General features: G+C 72.1%; 12 protein-coding genes and 1 pseudogene. 4 read left to right on the top strand and 9 right to left on the bottom strand.

The window, feature by feature from the left end; translation table 11 throughout:
- Positions 1 to 2 precede the first annotated feature (2 nt).
- From WMF44_RS17540 to WMF44_RS17565, 6 genes are all read right to left on the bottom strand, one after another.
- Positions 3 to 1346 (bottom strand): hypothetical protein, encoded by a 1344-nt coding sequence (locus WMF44_RS17540; RefSeq protein WP_437300260.1) that lies wholly within the window; start codon positions 1344 to 1346, stop codon positions 3 to 5.
- Positions 1346 to 4075: a TonB-dependent receptor domain-containing protein gene (locus WMF44_RS17545; RefSeq protein WP_437300261.1), complete on the bottom strand. Its 2730-nt coding sequence runs from the start codon at positions 4073 to 4075 to the stop codon at positions 1346 to 1348. The genes WMF44_RS17540 and WMF44_RS17545 overlap by 1 nt, the downstream gene beginning before the upstream one ends.
- A gap of 136 nt (positions 4076 to 4211) precedes the next feature.
- Positions 4212 to 4895 carry a potassium channel family protein gene (locus WMF44_RS17550; RefSeq protein WP_437300262.1) on the bottom strand — a complete coding sequence of 228 codons (684 nt, stop codon included), beginning with the start codon at positions 4893 to 4895 and terminating at the stop codon, positions 4212 to 4214.
- Between the two features lie 189 nt (positions 4896 to 5084).
- Positions 5085 to 7031 (bottom strand): TrkH family potassium uptake protein, encoded by a 1947-nt coding sequence (locus WMF44_RS17555; RefSeq protein WP_437300263.1) that lies wholly within the window; start codon positions 7029 to 7031, stop codon positions 5085 to 5087.
- A gap of 78 nt (positions 7032 to 7109) precedes the next feature.
- Complete coding sequence (locus WMF44_RS17560) at positions 7110 to 8132, bottom strand: calcium/sodium antiporter (RefSeq protein WP_437300264.1); 1023 nt, start codon at positions 8130 to 8132, stop codon at positions 7110 to 7112.
- 74 nt (positions 8133 to 8206) lie between these two features.
- A complete protein-coding gene (locus WMF44_RS17565; protein WP_437300265.1) occupies positions 8207 to 9799 on the bottom strand; it encodes a CotH kinase family protein in 1593 nt (530 codons plus the stop codon).
- 249 nt (positions 9800 to 10048) lie between these two features.
- On the opposite strand from WMF44_RS17565, the gene WMF44_RS17570 reads away from it, so the two are divergent.
- Positions 10049 to 11332, top strand: a complete 1284-nt coding sequence (locus tag WMF44_RS17570) for a hypothetical protein (protein WP_437300266.1) — start codon at positions 10049 to 10051, stop codon at positions 11330 to 11332.
- Between the two features lie 19 nt (positions 11333 to 11351).
- Here WMF44_RS17570 and WMF44_RS17575 read toward each other — a convergent pair whose 3' ends face one another.
- The 3 genes from WMF44_RS17575 to WMF44_RS17585 form a co-directional block, all read right to left on the bottom strand.
- Entirely contained in the window at positions 11352 to 11810 is a 459-nt protein-coding gene (locus WMF44_RS17575) for a hypothetical protein (protein WP_437300267.1), read from the bottom strand.
- Positions 11811 to 12037: 227 nt separating this feature from the next.
- A complete protein-coding gene (locus WMF44_RS17580; RefSeq protein ID WP_437300268.1) occupies positions 12038 to 13411 on the bottom strand; it encodes a sigma-54-dependent transcriptional regulator in 1374 nt (457 codons plus the stop codon).
- Positions 13408 to 14883, bottom strand: a complete 1476-nt coding sequence (locus WMF44_RS17585; protein WP_437300269.1) for a sensor histidine kinase — start codon at positions 14881 to 14883, stop codon at positions 13408 to 13410. Before WMF44_RS17585 ends, WMF44_RS17580 begins: the two co-directional genes overlap by 4 nt.
- Positions 14884 to 15252: 369 nt before the next feature.
- Between WMF44_RS17585 and gspC the strand changes: the two genes are divergently transcribed.
- The 3 genes and pseudogenes from gspC to WMF44_RS17600 all read left to right on the top strand — a co-directional run.
- Positions 15253 to 16194, top strand: coding sequence for a type II secretion system protein GspC (gspC, locus tag WMF44_RS17590; RefSeq protein ID WP_437300270.1), 942 nt, complete (start codon positions 15253 to 15255; stop codon positions 16192 to 16194).
- On the top strand, positions 16191 to 16553 hold the full coding sequence (locus tag WMF44_RS17595; protein ID WP_437300271.1) for a hypothetical protein: 363 nt from the start codon (positions 16191 to 16193) through the stop codon (positions 16551 to 16553). The genes gspC and WMF44_RS17595 overlap by 4 nt, the downstream gene beginning before the upstream one ends.
- 3 nt (positions 16554 to 16556) lie before the next feature.
- Positions 16557 to 16841 (top strand): annotated as a pseudogene (locus WMF44_RS17600) (hypothetical protein); the annotation flags it as partial.
- Positions 16842 to 16870: the final 29 nt, after the last annotated feature.

Raw genomic sequence — 16870 nt, forward strand, 5'->3', positions numbered from 1 at the left:
GACTACTCCTTCTCCTGCACCTCGACCTCCAACTGCCTCACGCTCGATCCGCCCCGCGTGTCGTGGACGACCGCCCACAGCGACACGCGCCCCGGCTTCGAGGGAGGCGTCCAGGTGGTCCCGTGGCGCTCGCCGGGGCCTGTGACCGCGTCGCTCACGAGGCGCCTCGCCCCGTCGAATCCGCCCCCGTCCGTGTAGTAGTCGACCCAGATCGCCTCGCGCGCGGGCGGCCCCCCGAGCCCCGTGGCCTCCACGTCCACGTCGGCGGCATCGGACGGCACGATCACGTCGATGTCGTAGGTCGTGCAGTCGCCGGCGTCCGGCTCTGCCGGGGCGCATCCCTGGGCCTTCGTTTCCGGCCGGATGCACGGCTCCACGACGGGCAGGCCGCTCTCGCCGAGCGCGACCTCCTTGTCATCCAGCTTCAGCGTGAAGGCGTCGATGGGCGGGTTCGTGTTGGCTCGCTGATCCGAGTCCTGGAAGACAAACACCTGCGTGTAGCCGACGACGAAGCTGTCCGGACCGAGCACCCTCCCGTCTTCATCGACGCACTCCAGTGGAATCCCCGTGACGTCTCCCAGCGCCGAGGACGGGTCAGCGCCTGTCAGCACCGCCGTCAGCGCTGCGGACAGCGCCGGAGTCGGCCGCATCTTGCCGGCGCACGCGGCGAACAACACGTAGGCCGACGAGTACTTCGTTCCGGTCGCGGTGTGTCCTGCGTCCTCCCGCCTGAGGATGTCGCCGGACAGCGTCCACGTAAACGACGCTGCGTTGGGCTTGCCGCTCAGCTCCGGCTCGAGCTCCTGTCGCTTGAAGAGAGCGGTCTGCTCCTCCTGGCCGCCGTTGCCGCCGCCGCCGTCGGCGCTGCCGCCGTTGCCGCCGCCGCCGTCGCTGGAGCCGCCGCCGCCGTCGCTGGAGCCGCCGCCGCCGTCGCTGGAGCCGCCGCCGCCGTCGCTGGAGCCGCCGCCGCCGTCGCTGGAGCCGCCGCCACCTCCGCCTCCCTGCGGCGAAAGCATTGCCGCCATGTACGTGCCTATCCACTGCCCGAGGCATCCGATCTGCGCGTCCAGCCCGACAGGCGGGTTCACGCAGCCCCCGATCCACGTGACCTCGATCTTCCGCGGGTTGCCGTCGGCGTCGCCCAGCGCGTCGGCGTACGTCATCTGGAACGTCACGGGCGTGCCCCGCGCCGGGTACGGCTCGTCCGCCGTCACGGCGAGGACGCGGAGCCCCTCCACCTCGGACGACGGAGCCAGGTCGCTCCCCGAGCAGCAGGGGATGCCGAGGGCCAGGGTCGAGAGCGCGGCGAGCAGCGCGCGGCGAGCGGGCAGTCGGGTCCGTTTCATCAGAAGTCTCCTCGCAGCCCGAGCGTGGGCAGGAAGGGGAGCCCCGTCACGTACTCCCGCTTCGTGAAGTTGAAGTTGTAGCTGATGCCCTCCGCAGCCTGGTGGTTGTAGACGTTCTGCACATCCAGGTAGAGCCCGAGCTGCCATCTCTTGAATCGCCACGTCTTGTCGACGCGGACGTCGAGCTGGTGGAACAGCGGCATCCTCTCGCTGTAGTCGCCGCCGAGCGGGAAGGGCGAGTACTTGCCCGAGGAAGCATGGTAGATCGCGTTCACCCGGTTCGGATCACACCCCTTCTGCTCCGGATCGCAGACATAGGGTGTCTCCAGGTTGCCCGACACGAGGCGGAAGCGCGCGCCGACCTCCCAGCCCCGGCCGAGCTGCAGGTTCCCGAGCACGGTCAGCACGTGCGTCTGGTCCCACGGCGTGGGGTGCTCCTCCTCGCCGGGGCCGTCCGTGCGCACCGACCGCGAGAGGGTGTACGCCGCCCAGCCGAAGAAGCGGTCGTCCGGCTTGTACTTCAAGAGCACCTCGCCGCCCACCGCGTACCCGGTGCCGTCGTTGGCATATCCGTCCTTCTCGGCCGAGAAGACGACCTGCCGATCGAGCTGCTTGTAGAACCCGTCCACCGTCACGTCGATCTGCGGCGTGATCTCCTGCTCCACCCCGAGGCCGTAGTGGATGGATCGGTTCGACTTGATATCCGCGTTTCCGAACGGCTCGACGCTCTCCTGGAACTGGGGCGCCTGGTAGTAGAGGCCCACGCCGCCCTTGGCCGTCGTCCGCGGGAAGCCGCTCCGGATGTCGTAGCGCGCGTTGATCCTCGGGCTCACGTCGAGCGTGCGCGTGTCGAGCGCGTAGTCGACGCGCACCCCGGGGACAATCCGCGCGCGCGGCGAGGGGACCACCTCGAACTCGGCGTAGGCGGCCGGCCGGGAGTACGGGCCGTCGAACGACTGGTCCTGCGCGGGGAGCGTCGAGAACGGCTGGTTCGACGGGTGGCCCGCGGGCTGCCTCGTCGGCGCGTGGAGGTTGACCGTCGCGATGCCGCTCGTGAGATCGGTCCCGACGTTCATCGTGAGGAACCTGGCGAACCGGTGCGAGTACTCCAGCCGCAGGTCGAGCGAGGCCGTCGTGACGTTGAAGGAGAGGGGAGCGACCCCGAAGTCGAAGACGTCCCTGCCGAGGGCCAGCGACCAGAGGATCCTGTCCCGGTTCCCCAGGCGGTTCTCGTAGCTGAGCTGGAAGCGCTGGAAGGCGGTGTGCAGCCCGAAATCGCCCGTCAGCGCCGGCTCGTCCTCCGGCGGCTTGTCCAGGGTGATCTTGAAGGCGTCGTCCGATCCGTAGAAGCTCGCGCGCACGCGCTCGCTGGCGGAGGGGCGGCCCTCGAGGACGAACTGGTAGTCGTAGTAGACGGGCGCCTGCGTCACGCTGGAGCCCGCCTCCTTGAGCACGGGCCCGAGCCACGCGTCGACCCAGCTCCGCCGCCCCGCCGCGATGAACTTCCAGTCCTTGAGGTACGGGACGGGCCCCTCGAGGAGCACGCGCCCGTCGATGAGATCGAGCTGGACGACGCCGTGGTACTTGCCGTCCTGCTTCGGCGAGCGGAGCCCGACGTCGACGATGCCGCCCATGGCGCGGCCGTACACGGCGCTGAAATTGCCAGGGTAGAAGTCGATCTTCTCGAGCATCTCGGTCGGCACGACCGAGGAGAGGCCGCCGAAGTGGTAGATGATCGGCACCGGGGTGCGATCGATGAACGTGAGCGTGTCCTGCGGCGCGGACCCGCGCACGATGAGCAGCCCGAACCCGCTGCGCGCGACGCCGGGCAGGCTCTGCAGCGAGCGCAGCGCGTCGCCGCCGGTCCCCGGGATGCGGTCGATCTCGCGGCGCTCGAGCGTCCTCCGGGTCACCTCGCGCGGCGGGCGCTCGCCCTGCACGGTCACCTCGATGCCCTGCGGCTGGCCGTCCTTGGGCTTCGCGAGCGAGATGCGGTAGCGCACCTCGATCGCCTCGCCCTCCGCGATGTCCTCCTCGGCCGTGAACGGCTCGAACCCCGCGGCGGCGACCTCGACGCGGTACTTGCCGGGCGGGAGGTTCTTGAAGCGGAACTTGCCGCGCTGGTCGGTCTTCACGTCCTCGCGGCCGCCGTCGGGCCGGAGGAGGCTGACCGAGATGTCCGGGAGCCCCTCGCCGGTGCTCGCGGACAGGACGGTCCCGACGACGGTCTCGACGTCCGCGGGCGGGGCCGGCGCCGCCGCGCCTTCGGGCTTGGGCGTGAGCGTGAACGCGTACCGGTAGAGGATGCGCGCCGGCGCCGGCGTGCCGTCCGGCCGCCGCGCCGGCTCGAACACGAGGCCGGGCGCGGCCGCGAGCGCGGCCTCGTCGAAGCCGTGTCCGCCCGGCGTCTGGACCTCGGCCTTGGTGACGCGCCCGGTCCTGTCGATGTCGAGCTTGAGGATGACGCTCCCCTCGACGCCCGCGCGCTGGGCCTCTTCCGGATACGCGGGCGGGGCGTACGTGATCAGCTTCGGCGGGCTGACGGCGGCGGGCTGCGCCGGCTGGGCCGTGCCCGGCTGGGGGACGACGACCGCGCCGGCCCCGCCGCGAGGAACGGAGGCCCCACCCACGTCTCCCTCGGGCGGAGGCTCGTCGGCGGGCTGCGCGCGCGCGGAGCTGGCGGTCATCGCGACCGCGAGCAGCAGCGCTTCCGAGACAGCGAGGCGCATCGCAGAGGGCGCTTTGAAAGGACGCATGTGCCTGGCGCTCTCGCACATCGAGGACGAGGGGAAAAGCCGGAACGCGCGGCCGGGATGTGCTCGGGTGGCCTGTTCGGGGCGCCTCGACGCGGGACGCGGAGGCCGATCAGCCCCCGACCTCGGCCACGAACCGGCTCACGTCGTCGGCGTCGCCCACGAGCAGCAGCGTGTCTCCATCCCGGATCACGTAGTCCGGCGTGGGCGCCTCGAGGCGCGGCTTGTCGCCGGGCAGCTTGCTCGTGTGCGGCCGCACGCCGAGCACGTTGATCCGGTACCGCTGGCGGATCTTCGAGCCGGCGAGCGTCTGCCCGACGAGCGGCCCGTGTGCGTTCCAGGGGACCACGCGGTAGTGGCTGGCCAGATCGAGCAGATCCTGGGCGAGCGGCATCGTGATGTCGGCGCCGACGCGGCGGCCCATCTCGGTCTCGATCTGGATCACGCGGGTGGCGCCCACGGCGCGCAGGATGTCGGCCTGGCGATCGGTGGCGGCGCGGGCGATCACCTCGCGCACGCGCATCCGGACCAGGGAGGCCACGCAGAGCACCGACGGCTCGAAGTGCTCGCCGAACGTCACGATGGCGGTCTCGGCGTACTGAGCGCCGATCCCCTCGAGCACCTTGTGCACCGTGGCGTCGCCGACGAAGGCGGCTGATGTCTTGTCCTTCACCGCGTCGACCGCCTCGGGGTTATTGTCGACCGCGATCACCTCCGCCCCGGCCTTCCACAGGGTCTCGACGATCGACGTGCCGAACCGGCCGAGCCCGATGACGAGGACGCTCTTCGATCTCATGGTCCGGTATCGCGCGCCGCCTCCTGGCGGCGCGGCGCCGCGAACGTCGCACGGATCCGCGGCCAGCGCCACAGATCGGAGGACCGGGGGATCCGGGGCCCGGAGCGCCCCCGATCTCCGAGGAGCGGGCGACCACCCCCGGCGTCGAGCAGGCGTCCACGGCCGAGGCGGAGGCGACCAGCGCCGCGCTCACCCGATGCCGACGCGCTCCTCCGGCAGCCGGTAGCTCCGCGTCCTCGCCTGGTTGGCGAGCGCCAGCGCCAGCGTCAGCGGCCCGATGCGGCCGATGAACATCGCCAGCGTGATGACGACCTTCCCCGGCGCGCTCAGCGACGGCGTGAGGTTCGCCGACAGCCCGACCGTGGCGAACGCGCTGACCGTCTCCAGCGCGAGGCCCATCGGGTCGTGCGGCTCCAGGGCGAGCATGATCAGCAAGAACCCCGAGACGAGCACCACGCTGAGGAACGCGACCCCCAGGGCGCGGCGCGCCGTGGCCGCCGGGAGGGTCCGACCGAGGAGACGCGGCGCCTCCTCGCCGCGCAGCTCGGCGCGCAGCGTCGCGAACAGCGCGGCGACGGTCGTGACCTTGACCCCGCCCGCGGTCGAGCCCGGCGCGCCGCCGACAAACATCAGCATGCAGGTGAGCATCCACGTCGCCGGGCCCATGAGGCCCAGATCGATCGTGTTGAAGCCCGCCGTCCGCGTCATGGCCGACTGGAAGAAGCTCGCCAGCACCGTCACGGGCCACGACAGGTCCCCCATCGATCGGCGCCGATCGAGCAGCAGGAAACCCGCGGCCCCGGCGACGAGCAGCACCGCGGTCGTGAGCAGGACGACCCGGCTGTGCAGCGACAGCCGCGGCGGCCGCTCGCCGCGGAGCCGGAGCCTGAGCCGGCGCATGAGCTCGTCGTGCACCGGGAAGCCGAGGCCCCCCAGGATCACGAGCGCCATGACCACGCCGCAGACCGCGGGCGAGCCGACCAGCGGGACGAGCCCCCCGCTGAACAGCGAGAAGCCCGCGTTACAGAACGCGCTGACCGCATGGAAGACGGCCGCCCAGAGGTGATCGCCGGCGCCGGAGAGGGGCTCCCCGGCGACGGGCCCGGAGGCGATTTCGTGGTGGGGCAGGAAGCTGAGCAGCAGGGCGAGCGCGCCCGCCGCCTCGATGCCGAGCGTGAACAGGACGATCGCGGCGATGTTGCGGCGGAGGCGGGCAAAGGACTCGGCGTCGATCATCTCGGCCATCACGGCCGCGTCGCGGAGCCTGAGCCTCCTGCCGGCGAGGATGGCGAAGAACGTCGAGAGCACCATGATCCCGAGCCCGCCGATCTGGATCAGGAGGAGCAGGACCGCCTGGCCGAACGGCGTGTACGTCTCGGCGACGTTGTGCACGGCGAGCCCGGTCACGCACACAGCGCTCGCGGACATGAACAGGCCGTCGATGAACGAGGCGTCGGCGATGTCCCGGAGCGACTGCGGCAGGGTGAGCAGGAAGCTGCCGATCAGCGTGGCGACCCCGAACGACACGGCCATGAGCCGCGCCGGGTGCTCCGCGGCGGTGGCGAGGAGCCGCTCGAGCGGCCGGCGCCCGAGCAGCCCGCCGATGGCCAGGAGGAACGCGAGCACGGTGTACGCGCGGTAGAGCGCGACGCCGCGGTTCTCCGGGTCGTCGGCCGGCTGCCAGACGAGGAGCCACTTCTCGCCGATGCACACGAGCAGCAGGCCGAACGCGAGCAGGAACAGCGCGAGCCGAGGCCGCCTGGCCTCGATCCTCGCGCCCGCGAGCGCCCTCCGCAGGCGCTCCAGCGAGACCACGGCCGCGACCCACGCGGGAACGAGCAGCGTCTCCAGCGCGGTGAGCGCCATCGAGGCGCGCGGGGTGATCGCGAACGCCAGGTCGATCCCCAGGAGGACAGCGCTGCCGACCAGGAGCGGCGCCGGCCGCATCCACGCGGCGCGCGGCCGGGGCGCGACCGCGGCCGCGCTGTCGGCCGCGGAGGGCGGCGGAACGGACTGCGCGACCAGCGAGGCGACCGTCAGTGAGGGCTCCGCGCGGTCGCCGTGATTGCCGGGCAGGTCGGCGCGCGGTGCGCGCGGCCAGGACGAGGGGGGAGGTGATGGATCCACGCGCAGCATTCACGCCGCCGCGCTGGAGGATGTCAACGTCCGCTCCGGCCGCGCGGCGAGCGGTCCGGCGCCGGGCGGGCGCGCCGATCAGGCGGCGAGGATCAGCGCGGCGAGAAAGGTCGCGTACATCGCCAGCAGCGCGGCGCCCTCCGCGCGGCGGAGGACGCGCTCGGTCCGCATCGCGATCGCCGCGAACACCGTCACCCCGCCGAGGGCGGCGAGATCGACGGCCATGCCGGCGGGAGAGCCCGCGAGCGGCCGCGCCAGGGCGGCGGCGCCGAGGATGATCAGCACGTTGAAGATGTTCGAGCCGACCACGTTGCCGACGGCGATGTCCGAGTGCCCGCGCGCGGCCGCGATCATGCTGGTCGCCAGCTCCGGGAGCGAGGTGCCCACCGCGACGATGGTCAGCCCGACCAGCCGCTCGCTCATGCCCACGCCGAGCGCCACGCCCACGGCGCCGCTCACGAACACCTTGCCGCCGAAGATCAGGAGGCCGAGGCCCACCGCCGTGATCAGCGCGAGGCGCCGCTTGCCGCGGCCCGCGGGGGCGCCGGCCCGCTCGGCGTCGATCTCCATCTCGCGGGCGGCCGCGAACGCGCTCCGCTCGTCCGGGGACGGTGGCGACGTGCGCGCCCTGGCCGCGGCGCCTCCCGGCGCGCCCCTGCGGGCGCTCTGGACGACCCACGCCGTGTACCCGACCGACGCCGCGCACAGGAGCGCTCCCTCGATGCGGCTTAGCATGCCGTCGACGAGCAGGAGCGGCACCAAGGCCGCCGTGCCCACGAGCACCGGGATCTCGCGCCAGATCAGGCCGCCCTCCACGCGGGGCGGGCAGACGAGCGCGGTCAACCCCAGGATGAGGCCGAGGTTGGCGACGTTCGAGCCGACCGCGTTGCCGAGCGCGATGGCGCCCCGGTCCTCGAGCACGGCCGCGAGGCTCACGGTCAGCTCCGGGGCCGAGGTGCCATAAGCGACCACGGTGAGCCCGACGACGAGCGGCCGCAGCCCGAACGCCAGCGCCAGGCCAGACGAGCCTTTGACCAGCCACTCGGCGCCGAGATAGAGGAAGAGCCCGCCCAGGAGGAGCTGCGTGGCGTGGAGGAGCACGGGGACGCATTATCATCCGGCGCCGCCGCGGCCCAGCAGCTTGTCCCGCCTGGTCAGTAGCTTGTCCCGCCTGGTCAGTAGATCGCGTCCTGGTGCCGCCACCGCTCCGAGATCCACGCCTTCAGGTACGCGATCTCCTCCTCGTACGTCGTGAAGTCGCCGCGCCAGCTCCAGCCCTCGTAGCTCCGGTACGCCTCGCCCCACTTCGCCTCGTCCCGGCGCGCGCTCGCGTCGATGCGCGCCACGTAGCCGTCCACGATGGCCTGGATCTCGGCGTCGCCGAGCGCGCCGCGCAGGACCTCTCCGTAGCGGGCGCGGAGCGGATCGCCGATCGAGGGCTCCTCCAGGAGGCGCTGGAAGAGGAGGTTCACCTGGAGGTACTCGACGCGATCGGAGGCCGGCTGGCGCTCCGTCTCCCACGTCTGGCCGAAGCTCGCGTTGAAGTCCCACGGCGCGTAGCGGAACACGCCGCCTGCGACCGGATCGCGGTAGTGGTAGCTGTTCTTTCCGGCCGAGTCGTCGGCCATGATGAACGTGACGAAGATCCACCAGTCCTCGTAATCGCGCAGATCGATCCGTGACCCGATCTCGGCGGCGAACGCGGCCTCATCGGACGTGGCGACGAAGCTCACGAGGTCCTCCAGGTCCGCGAACGCGTCCGGCTCGCCCTCGTCCGGCGTCCCCTCTTTCTTCTCGAAGCCGTCGTGCAGCGTCTCCTTCGGCTCGCCGTTGCGCGTGGTCAGCGCGAAGTTCGCGGCGTGGCTGACCGCCTTGTAGAGGTTGCCGTCCTGCGAGTACCCGTGGTCCTCCATCAGGTAGCCGTCGACGTGATCGGCGACGGTGTAGAGCCCCGCGTACTGCCCGTCGAGGTACACAACGGCGCTGTACGTCTTGATCTGGATGTGCTCCGGATCGAGGCGGTTCCAGAGGTCGTACGCAAGGCGCTGCCGGACATAGGAGTTGTCGTCGAACGTGCTGACGAGCACGACCTTGCGGCGATCGGTGAACCCGCCTGCCTCGTCGGGCTCGTCGAACTTGTCTTCCTTCGGGAACTTGAGGGTGAAGCTGTTCTTCGGATACCCGAGCGAGCTCTCGCCGCGGAGCTCCGCCTCGGCCGTGTACGTGTGGCCGCGGTAGACCACCGTGGCCGGCGCGTACTCCTTCGCCTCGGGGGTCGGCGAGAGGAAGAGCACCGGCAAGCCGTACTCCTCGGGATAACGGGCCGGATCGACGACAGGCACGTTCGACGGATCGGCAAAGGCGTCGGCGACGCCGATCTTGACGCGCCCGACCTCGGACGTCTGCGCGACGCGGATCTCGATCTCGTAGACCGCGGCCTGGTCGAGCCCGGGTGAGAACGTCACCTCGCGCGCGACAGGGTCGTAGCTGGCGCCGTCGGGGAGCGGGCCGACCTCGATCGCGCCGTCGGGGAGCGCGAGGCCGGTCGCGCACGTCACGGGGAACGTCACGGTCTCGCCCTCGAGGAGCCAGTGGGGTCCACCGCCTGACGGCTCGCAGCGCGACCCCTCGGGGCCGGACGACCCGCCAGCGGTCGCGCCGGCGGTCGCGCCCGCGTCAGCGGGCGACTCGCCGGAGCAGCCGGCACCTTGCAAGGATCCCAGGACCAGGGCCGTCGCCAGCGGCAGGAAAAGGCGGGGGTTGCGCATGCTGGCGATCCTAGCCGAGCGCGCGCGGCTCGGCCCCCGTGCTGGATGTGCGCTGGCATCCGCACGCGCGCCGACACGCGCCTCTCCGTTCTCACGTCGCGGCCGCTCGAGGACCGCCGCCGTCCTCGTCGAGCTCGGCCCTTGACACACCGCCGACTGGCTATTAAACAATCGTTTGAAACGGTCGATTGACAGGAGCGCTCGCGGAGATGCGGCGCCTGAGCCGGCCGGGACGACAGGAGGCGTGGGATGACCAGGGGCGAAGCTGTGCGCAGGGCACGGAGCGCGGTTGTGTTCGTGCTCGGGGCGGTGGGGACGATGGGGTGTGGTGGCGACGGGGAGGCGCCCGCGTCGCCGGGGCCGGAGGTGACGTGGTTCCGGGACATCCAGCCGCTCGTGGAGCGCTCGTGCGCCTCGTGCCACGACGGCGCGGGCGTGGGCGGCGTGGCGCTGACGGACGCGGCGACGGCGCAGCGGCTGGCCGCGCTCATGTCGCTGCGGGTGAGCGCGGGGGACATGCCGCCGCCGGTGCTGGACCCGAGCTGCCGCAGCTACGAAGGCGCGGAGCGGATGAGCCTCAGTCGAGAGGAGCGCCTCCTCTTCGACGCATGGGCGCGCGACGGCGCTCCGCTCGGCGATCCGGTCGACTCGCCGCCGCCGCGGAGCCGGGCGGACACGATCGAGTCGCCCGACGCCACGCTCGAGATGCCCGAGGAGCACGAGGTCTCCCTCGACGACGACGGCAACGAGTACTTCTGCACGATCATCGACAACCCCTTCTCCGAGCCGGCCTGGATCACGGCGTTCGAGGCGGAGGTCGGCAATCCGGCCGTTGTGCACCACATGGCCGTGTACCGGGATCTCGGCGGCGACGCGGGCATCGGTTATGGCGTCGCGCCGGGGACGCGCGCGTTCCCGTGCCGCGATCCGGTCATCGAGCTCGACTGGCAGCTGCTCCACAGCTGGGCGCCCGGCGTCGGGGTGACGCGGCTGCCGGAGGGCGCCGGGGTCCGCGTCGAGCCCGGAGAGCAGCTCGTGATGCAGATGCACTATTTCGGGCGCAGAAACTCGGCTGCGCGCGATCGGTCCGGCTACCGCCTGGAGCTCTCGCGCGAGGCGCCTCGCGCCGAGGTCTACATGGATGTGTTCGGCCCGGTCCCCTTCACGATCCCCGCGGGCGCCGAGACGCACACCGAGCGGAGCTCCGCGCCGAACGAGGGCCCGCCGCTGCTCGTGTACGGCGTCATGCCGCACATGCACGTGCTCGGCCGCTCCTACCGGGCCTTCATCGAGCGCGACGGCGGAGAGAGCGAGTGCGCAGCGCGCGGCGAGTTCGAGTTCCACCACCAGGCGCTCTACATGTTCGACGAGCCGATGCGCTGGGGGTCGGGCGATCGCTTCGTCACCGAGTGCACATGGGACAACACGGTGGACAGCGAGGGGCAGTTCTCCCTCCCGCCGCAGGACGTGCCCTGGGGGGAAGGGACGAATCAGGAGATGTGCTTCATGATCGCTTATCTATCCAAGGAATGATCTCCGGTGAGGCTGGCGCTTACAGGTCCATGATCTCGACGTGATCCGACTCGGATGCCCCCTCCGTGATGCGCAAGAGGCCGTCGAGCAGGTGGCCGAAGACGTCGTCGAGGCTGTCGCCGCATGGCGCGCCGAGCAGCGGAACCGAGTCCCCCCAGTCCGTGACGAGCATCGTCTCGATCTCCTCCGGCGGCGGCCAGCGCAGGCTGAGGACCGCGCGCGTCCGGCCGCTGATCGCCAGGTCGTCGATCGATCGGCCCGCGAGCTCGGCGCGCGCGCGCCTGAGCTCGTCGTGGAGCCGTCGCGCAGGGAGCTTCACGCGCTGCCCGCCGAGCGCCGCGGCGGCGCCGTGGACGGTCGCGAACTCCGCGCTCGGCCGCCCGTCCTCGAGGTGGTGCTGAATGCTGTCGCGCATCAGCGCATACACGATCCAGCGCTGCTCGATCCACCCCTTCGGCCCGGAGAAGGACAGGCTCATGACAGAATTTCTAGCCTGCTCATTGTTTGAGATCAAAATAATTTGGGCCGGGCGTGCCGGTCTGGCCAGCGCGCTCGGCCCCGGGGGCCCGAGAACACGCCCGCGATCGAGCGCAGCTCCGCGGGCCCTGGCCGGGGCGCGCGCGGTCTTGTCGCCGCGCGCGAAGCGCTCGATGGCCCGAGCGAGCGCCGCCAGCGGGGAGTGGACGCGGCGCTCCAGGGCGACCCTCAGGGCTCCTGCTCGCCGTCGCTCCCCCCGCCGAACCAGCGCTGGAGCGTCCGCCGATCGACGCCGAGCAGGGCCGCCGCCCGCTGCTTCTTGCCGCCCACGCGCCGCAGGACGAGCTGCGCGTACTCGCGCTGGAGGTCGTCGAGCGTCATCAGCCGATCCGCGGCGGCATCGAGGAAATCCGGCGCGCCCCGCCGCGCGCGCACGCCCTCGGGGAGGTCGTCCGGGGAGATCCGCGCGCCGTCGCAGAGCGCCGTCGCCCGCTCGATCGCGTTCTCCAGCTCGCGGACGTTGCCGGGCCAGTCGTACGCGAGCAGGCGCTTCACCGCCGCGCCCGAGAACCCGGCGATCGGCTTGCCCGCGTTCGCGGCCGCGCGGGCCAGGAAGTGCTCGGCGAGCGGCAGGATGTCGTCCGTGCGGTGCCTGAGCGACGGGATCGCGATCTCGATCACCGCGAGCCGGTAGAAGAGGTCCTCGCGGAAGCTGCGCTCGGCGACCGCCGCGCGCAGATCGCGGTTCGTCGCCGCGATGACGCGCACGTCGACGGGCTCCGACGACGCCGAGCCGACCGGGCGGACCTCCCGCTCCTGGAGCACCCGCAGGAGCTTCGCCTGGAGCGGGAGCGCGAGCTCGCCCACCTCGTCGAGGAACAACGTCCCGCCGTCGGCCTCCTGGAACATCCCGGGCCGGTCGCTGCGCGCGTCCGTGTAGGCGCCCTTGCGCACCCCGAAGAGCTCCGCCTCGATGAGCGACTCCGGGATCGCCGCGCAGTTGACCGCCACGAACTTCCTCCCGCGACGCCGGCTCTCGCCGTGGAGCGCGCGCGCCACGAGCTCCTTGCCGCTCCCGCTCGGGCCGCTCACGAGGACCGTCGCGCGGCTGTCGGCCACGCGCCGCACGAGCGCGATCACCTCCTCGATCGCCCGGCTGCGCCCGATCATGCCCGCGATCGAGAACCGCTGCGCGACCTCCGAGCGGAGCTCGGTCAGCTCGACCGTCATCGCCCGCTGCCCGAGCGCCCGCTCCATGCGGAGCGCCATGTCCGCGGGCTGGAACGGCTTCGGCAGGTAGTCGAACGCGCCGGCGCGCATGGCGCGGACCGCGGTGTCGATCGAGCCGAACGCGGTCATGGCGATGATCGCCGTCCGGGGGTCGAAGCGCGCGATCCGCTCGATGAGCTCGATCCCGTCCATCTCGGGCATGCGCACGTCGGTCACGACGAGGTCGAACTCCCGCTCTTCGAGCAGCGGGAGCGCGAGCAGCGGCGCGGTCAGCGTCGCCGGCTCGTGGCCCATGTCGCGGGCGATGTCGGCCACGAGCTTCACCATCTCGAGCTCATCGTCGACGATGAGCACCTTCGCGCGGGCGCTCACGATCGAGCCTCCGCGCGCGCGGGCAGCGGCGCGGACGCGCCGCGCGGCAGGGTGACGCGGAAGCAAGCGCCGCCGTGGTCCGTCGGGACGAGCTCGACCGAGCCGCCCGCCTCGCGCACGATCCCCTCGACGATCGCCAGGCCGAGGCCGGTGCCGCCGCGATCGCCCTTCGACGTGAAGAACGCCTCGAAGATGTGCTCGGCGACCTCGGGAGGGATCCCGGGCCCGCGGTCCTCGACCTCGATGGCCGCCTTGCGGGCGTCGACGGTCTGGAGCCGCACCGTGATCTCGCCCCCGCGAGGTTGCGCCTGCGCCGCGTTCAGGCACAGGTTGAACGCCACCTGGAACAGGTGGTCCGCGTCGAGCACCGCGTGCAGCGGCGCCCCGTCGTGCTCGATCCGGGTCGCGACCCCGCGCTGCCGGCACTCCGGCCCGAGGAACGCGAGCACCTCGCGCGCGACCTGGGCCACGTCGCTCCCGCGGCCGAGGAGCCTCGGCGGCCGGGCGACCGAGAGCAGCCGCGCCACCACGCGGGAGATGCGCTCGGATTGCGTCGCGATCGTCTCCAGCTCGCCGCGGGCCGGCTCGGGCCACCCGGGCTGGTCGGCGAGGCGGCGGGCGCGCGCCAGGATGACGCTGAGCGGGGAGCCGATCTCGTGGCCGATCGAGGCGACCACCTGCCCGACGGCCGACAGCGCGTGCGCCTGCTGCAGCTTCCGCTCGGCGGCGGCGCGGGCGGCCTGCTCCTGCTCCAGGCGGGCGCGCGCCTCGGTGAGCGAGGCCGTCATCGCGTTGAACGCCCGCGCGAGCCGCCGGAGCTCCTCGGCGCCCGCCTCGGGCACCGTCACCTCGAGCTCCCCCCGCGCCACCCGCTCGACGCCCGCCACGATCGCGCCGGCCGGGCGCCCGACCGTCGCCCGGCTCGCGAACGCGGCGATCAACGCGACGGCGGCGAGCAGCGCGGCCCCGGCGAGCGCCAGGCCCCGGTTCGAGCTCCGCGCGAAGGCGTCCAGGTAGCGGAGCTCCCGGACGACGACGGCGACGACCGAAAGACCCCGCTGCGAGAACGTGACCGTGCGGACGAGCGCCGGCCCTCCGCCGAGCGTCCGCTCCTCCTCGATCTCCGCGCCCGTCGCGAGCGCCCGCCGCGCCAGCGCCGCGAGCTCGGCCGACTCGCCGGCGATGGGATCCGTCACGAGGATCGGGCCCCCGCGCTCGTCGAACGCCGCGATCCCGAGGATGCGATCGGCCTGCGCGAGCCGCTCGATGCGCTGCTTGAGCAGCGCGACCTGGCCGCGCTCGACGGCCCCGCCGATCGCCGCCTCGACCAGGCTCGCGTGGTGGCGCAGCTCGGCCGACGCCTGGTTGCGGAGGAACTGGTGCCGCGTCGTGTGGATCGCCGCCCCGTAGAGCGCAACGGCGAGGACGATCGGCACGAGCAGCATGAGCCAAAGCTGGAGCGTCAGCCCCATCGCGCTCCGTTCCCCTAGGCTGTGCACGGCCATGCGATCCATTGTCCCAGATGCGACACGATGTCGCACCTCATGGGGCCTCGCAGGTGGAGCCCGGCGTGCTGCGCGGCTCCGGCGCGCGGCCCGCGGCTGCAGGGCCGCCGACGGCGGCGAGGAGGCGGCGGAGCGGCGCGAAAGCCGTCTTTTTCTTCATGCGCCGGCAATCAGCAACTCCCAAGCCACGCGGGCACGGATGCTGCTCTACCGCGGCCAGGCTGCCCTCGCCCGAGGGCCTCTCCGCGCAGGGCGCCCGGAACGGCTCCTGCGATCCATCCACGGCCGCTCGCCGCCTGCGCACCGGCGCGCGGGGCTCTCGCTCTGGAAAACGACGTGATCCCGGATTCCCTCATCAAGCGATGTTTCCCGGCGTTCGTCGGCGGGATGATCCTAGTCGCCGCGTACCAGCAGGCGTCCGGGATCTCGTACCTGGTGGAAGAAGCGTGGCTGTCCGGGCTGCCGCCGGCGCGGCCGCAACCGCGGTCACAGCCGCGGCCCCTCCTGGACGACGGCGATCACACGACCAGCGCGGCAGCCATCGTGGCGCGGAACCCGTTCGACTCGGTGACAGGGCCCCTCACGCCGAAGCCCGCCAGCCAGGAGGAGGACGAGGCGTCCGCCGTGGGCGCCGATCCTCTGCTGGATCCGATCTGCGAGGGCGCGCGCGTCCTCTTGATCGCCGCCTCGGAGGATCCCTCCTGGTCCTTCGCCACGATCGCGGCCGGGCGAGGGGAGCCGCTCCTGCGCCGGGAGGGCGACGCGGTCGAGGGCCGCTCGGTCGTCGCGATCGGCTGGGATCGTGTCTGGCTCGCCGAGCCGGGGGCGCGGTGTCAGGTCCGCATCGGCGACAACCGGGGCGCGCCGCGCGCGACGCCCGCGCCACCGCCCGCGGCGCCGCGGCCGAAGCGCGGCGCGCTCCCGCGGGAGATCGCGTCGAAGATCCGGAAGGTGAGCGACCGCGAGTTCGTGGTCGACCGGACGGCGATCGATCTGGTCCTGGAGAAGCAGGGGGAGCTCATGCGCTCCGCGCGGATCGTGCCTGCGCGGGAGGGGGAGCGCGTGGTCGGCGTCCGCCTCGCCCGCGTCGCGCCCGACTCGCTGCTGACCGCGGTCGGCCTGCGCAAGGGGGACACGATCCGCTCGATCAACGGCTTCGACATGACCGATCCGCAGAGCGCGCTTCAAGCCTACGCCCGGCTGCGCTCGGCGAACAACCTCGCGATTTCCCTCCAGCGGGGGGGAAAGGACATGACGATCGATCTCCGGATCCAGTGAGGCGCGGCTCACGCGCTGCGCGGCGTGCCATCGATGAAGATGAACAGGAGATCTCCGAGTACCTGCTCACGGCGTCGCTCGCGAAGGAGCGAGGCGCGTCCCTCTCGAAGGCGGCGTGGTCCCAGGTCCACCAGATCATCTGGGGCGGCGGCGCCGTTCGACTCGTGCTCACCATGACCCTGGGGCTGATCCCCCTGGCCGGCGCGGTGACGAACGCGATCACGGCGTTCGTTACGACCGAGTACCTCGGGCACTACGTGGACAGGGCCCTCGACGACCCGGACAAGCCGCCTCCTGCCCTGTCGATCCAGGATATCCTGGACTCCATCACGTCCCTCTTCACCACGCGAGCGCGGTAGACAAGCGTCCTGGGTGGCCTTCTCACCCTGAAGAACGACGTCGGCCTACTGTCCGAGGAGTACCATCCGCGTGAAAAGAGGCTCCTCGGGAACTTCCCGCAGGCGCTCTCGCGCGTCGCGCTGGTGAACGCGGCGCGCAACCTGTCGGCGGCCGTGGGGCTTGCCGCGCGCGGGCAGAGCGCCCAGCTCGCCCTTCGAACCTTGCGCATGGGCGTTGCTCTGCCGATGAGGTGCGCTCTTCGTGCTCATGTCGCCCGGATGAGCGTGGGCGGCGCTCACCGCTCGTGACGCTCCCTTCACGCTTACGCGCTCTGCGG

The organism is Sorangium sp. So ce426 (assembly GCF_051475585.1).
In the GTDB taxonomy this organism is placed as follows: Bacteria; Myxococcota_A; Polyangia; order Polyangiales; family Polyangiaceae; genus Sorangium; species Sorangium cellulosum_B.

Excerpts from the sequence above, each read along its gene's own strand:
- WMF44_RS17565 (WP_437300265.1), bottom strand. The coding sequence starts at position 9,799 with ATGCGCAACCCCCGCCTTTTCCTGCCGCTGGCGACGGCCCTGGTCCTG.
- WMF44_RS17585 (WP_437300269.1), bottom strand. The coding sequence starts at position 14,883 with ATGGGGCTGACGCTCCAGCTTTGGCTCATGCTGCTCGTGCCGATCGTC.
- WMF44_RS17545 (WP_437300261.1), bottom strand. The coding sequence starts at position 4,075 with ATGCGCCTCGCTGTCTCGGAAGCGCTGCTGCTCGCGGTCGCGATGACC.
- WMF44_RS17570 (WP_437300266.1), top strand. The coding sequence starts at position 10,049 with ATGACCAGGGGCGAAGCTGTGCGCAGGGCACGGAGCGCGGTTGTGTTC.
- WMF44_RS17575 (WP_437300267.1), bottom strand. The coding sequence starts at position 11,810 with ATGAGCCTGTCCTTCTCCGGGCCGAAGGGGTGGATCGAGCAGCGCTGG.
- WMF44_RS17550 (WP_437300262.1), bottom strand. The coding sequence starts at position 4,895 with ATGAGATCGAAGAGCGTCCTCGTCATCGGGCTCGGCCGGTTCGGCACG.
- WMF44_RS17540 (WP_437300260.1), bottom strand. The coding sequence starts at position 1,346 with ATGAAACGGACCCGACTGCCCGCTCGCCGCGCGCTGCTCGCCGCGCTC.
- WMF44_RS17555 (WP_437300263.1), bottom strand. The coding sequence starts at position 7,031 with ATGCTGCGCGTGGATCCATCACCTCCCCCCTCGTCCTGGCCGCGCGCA.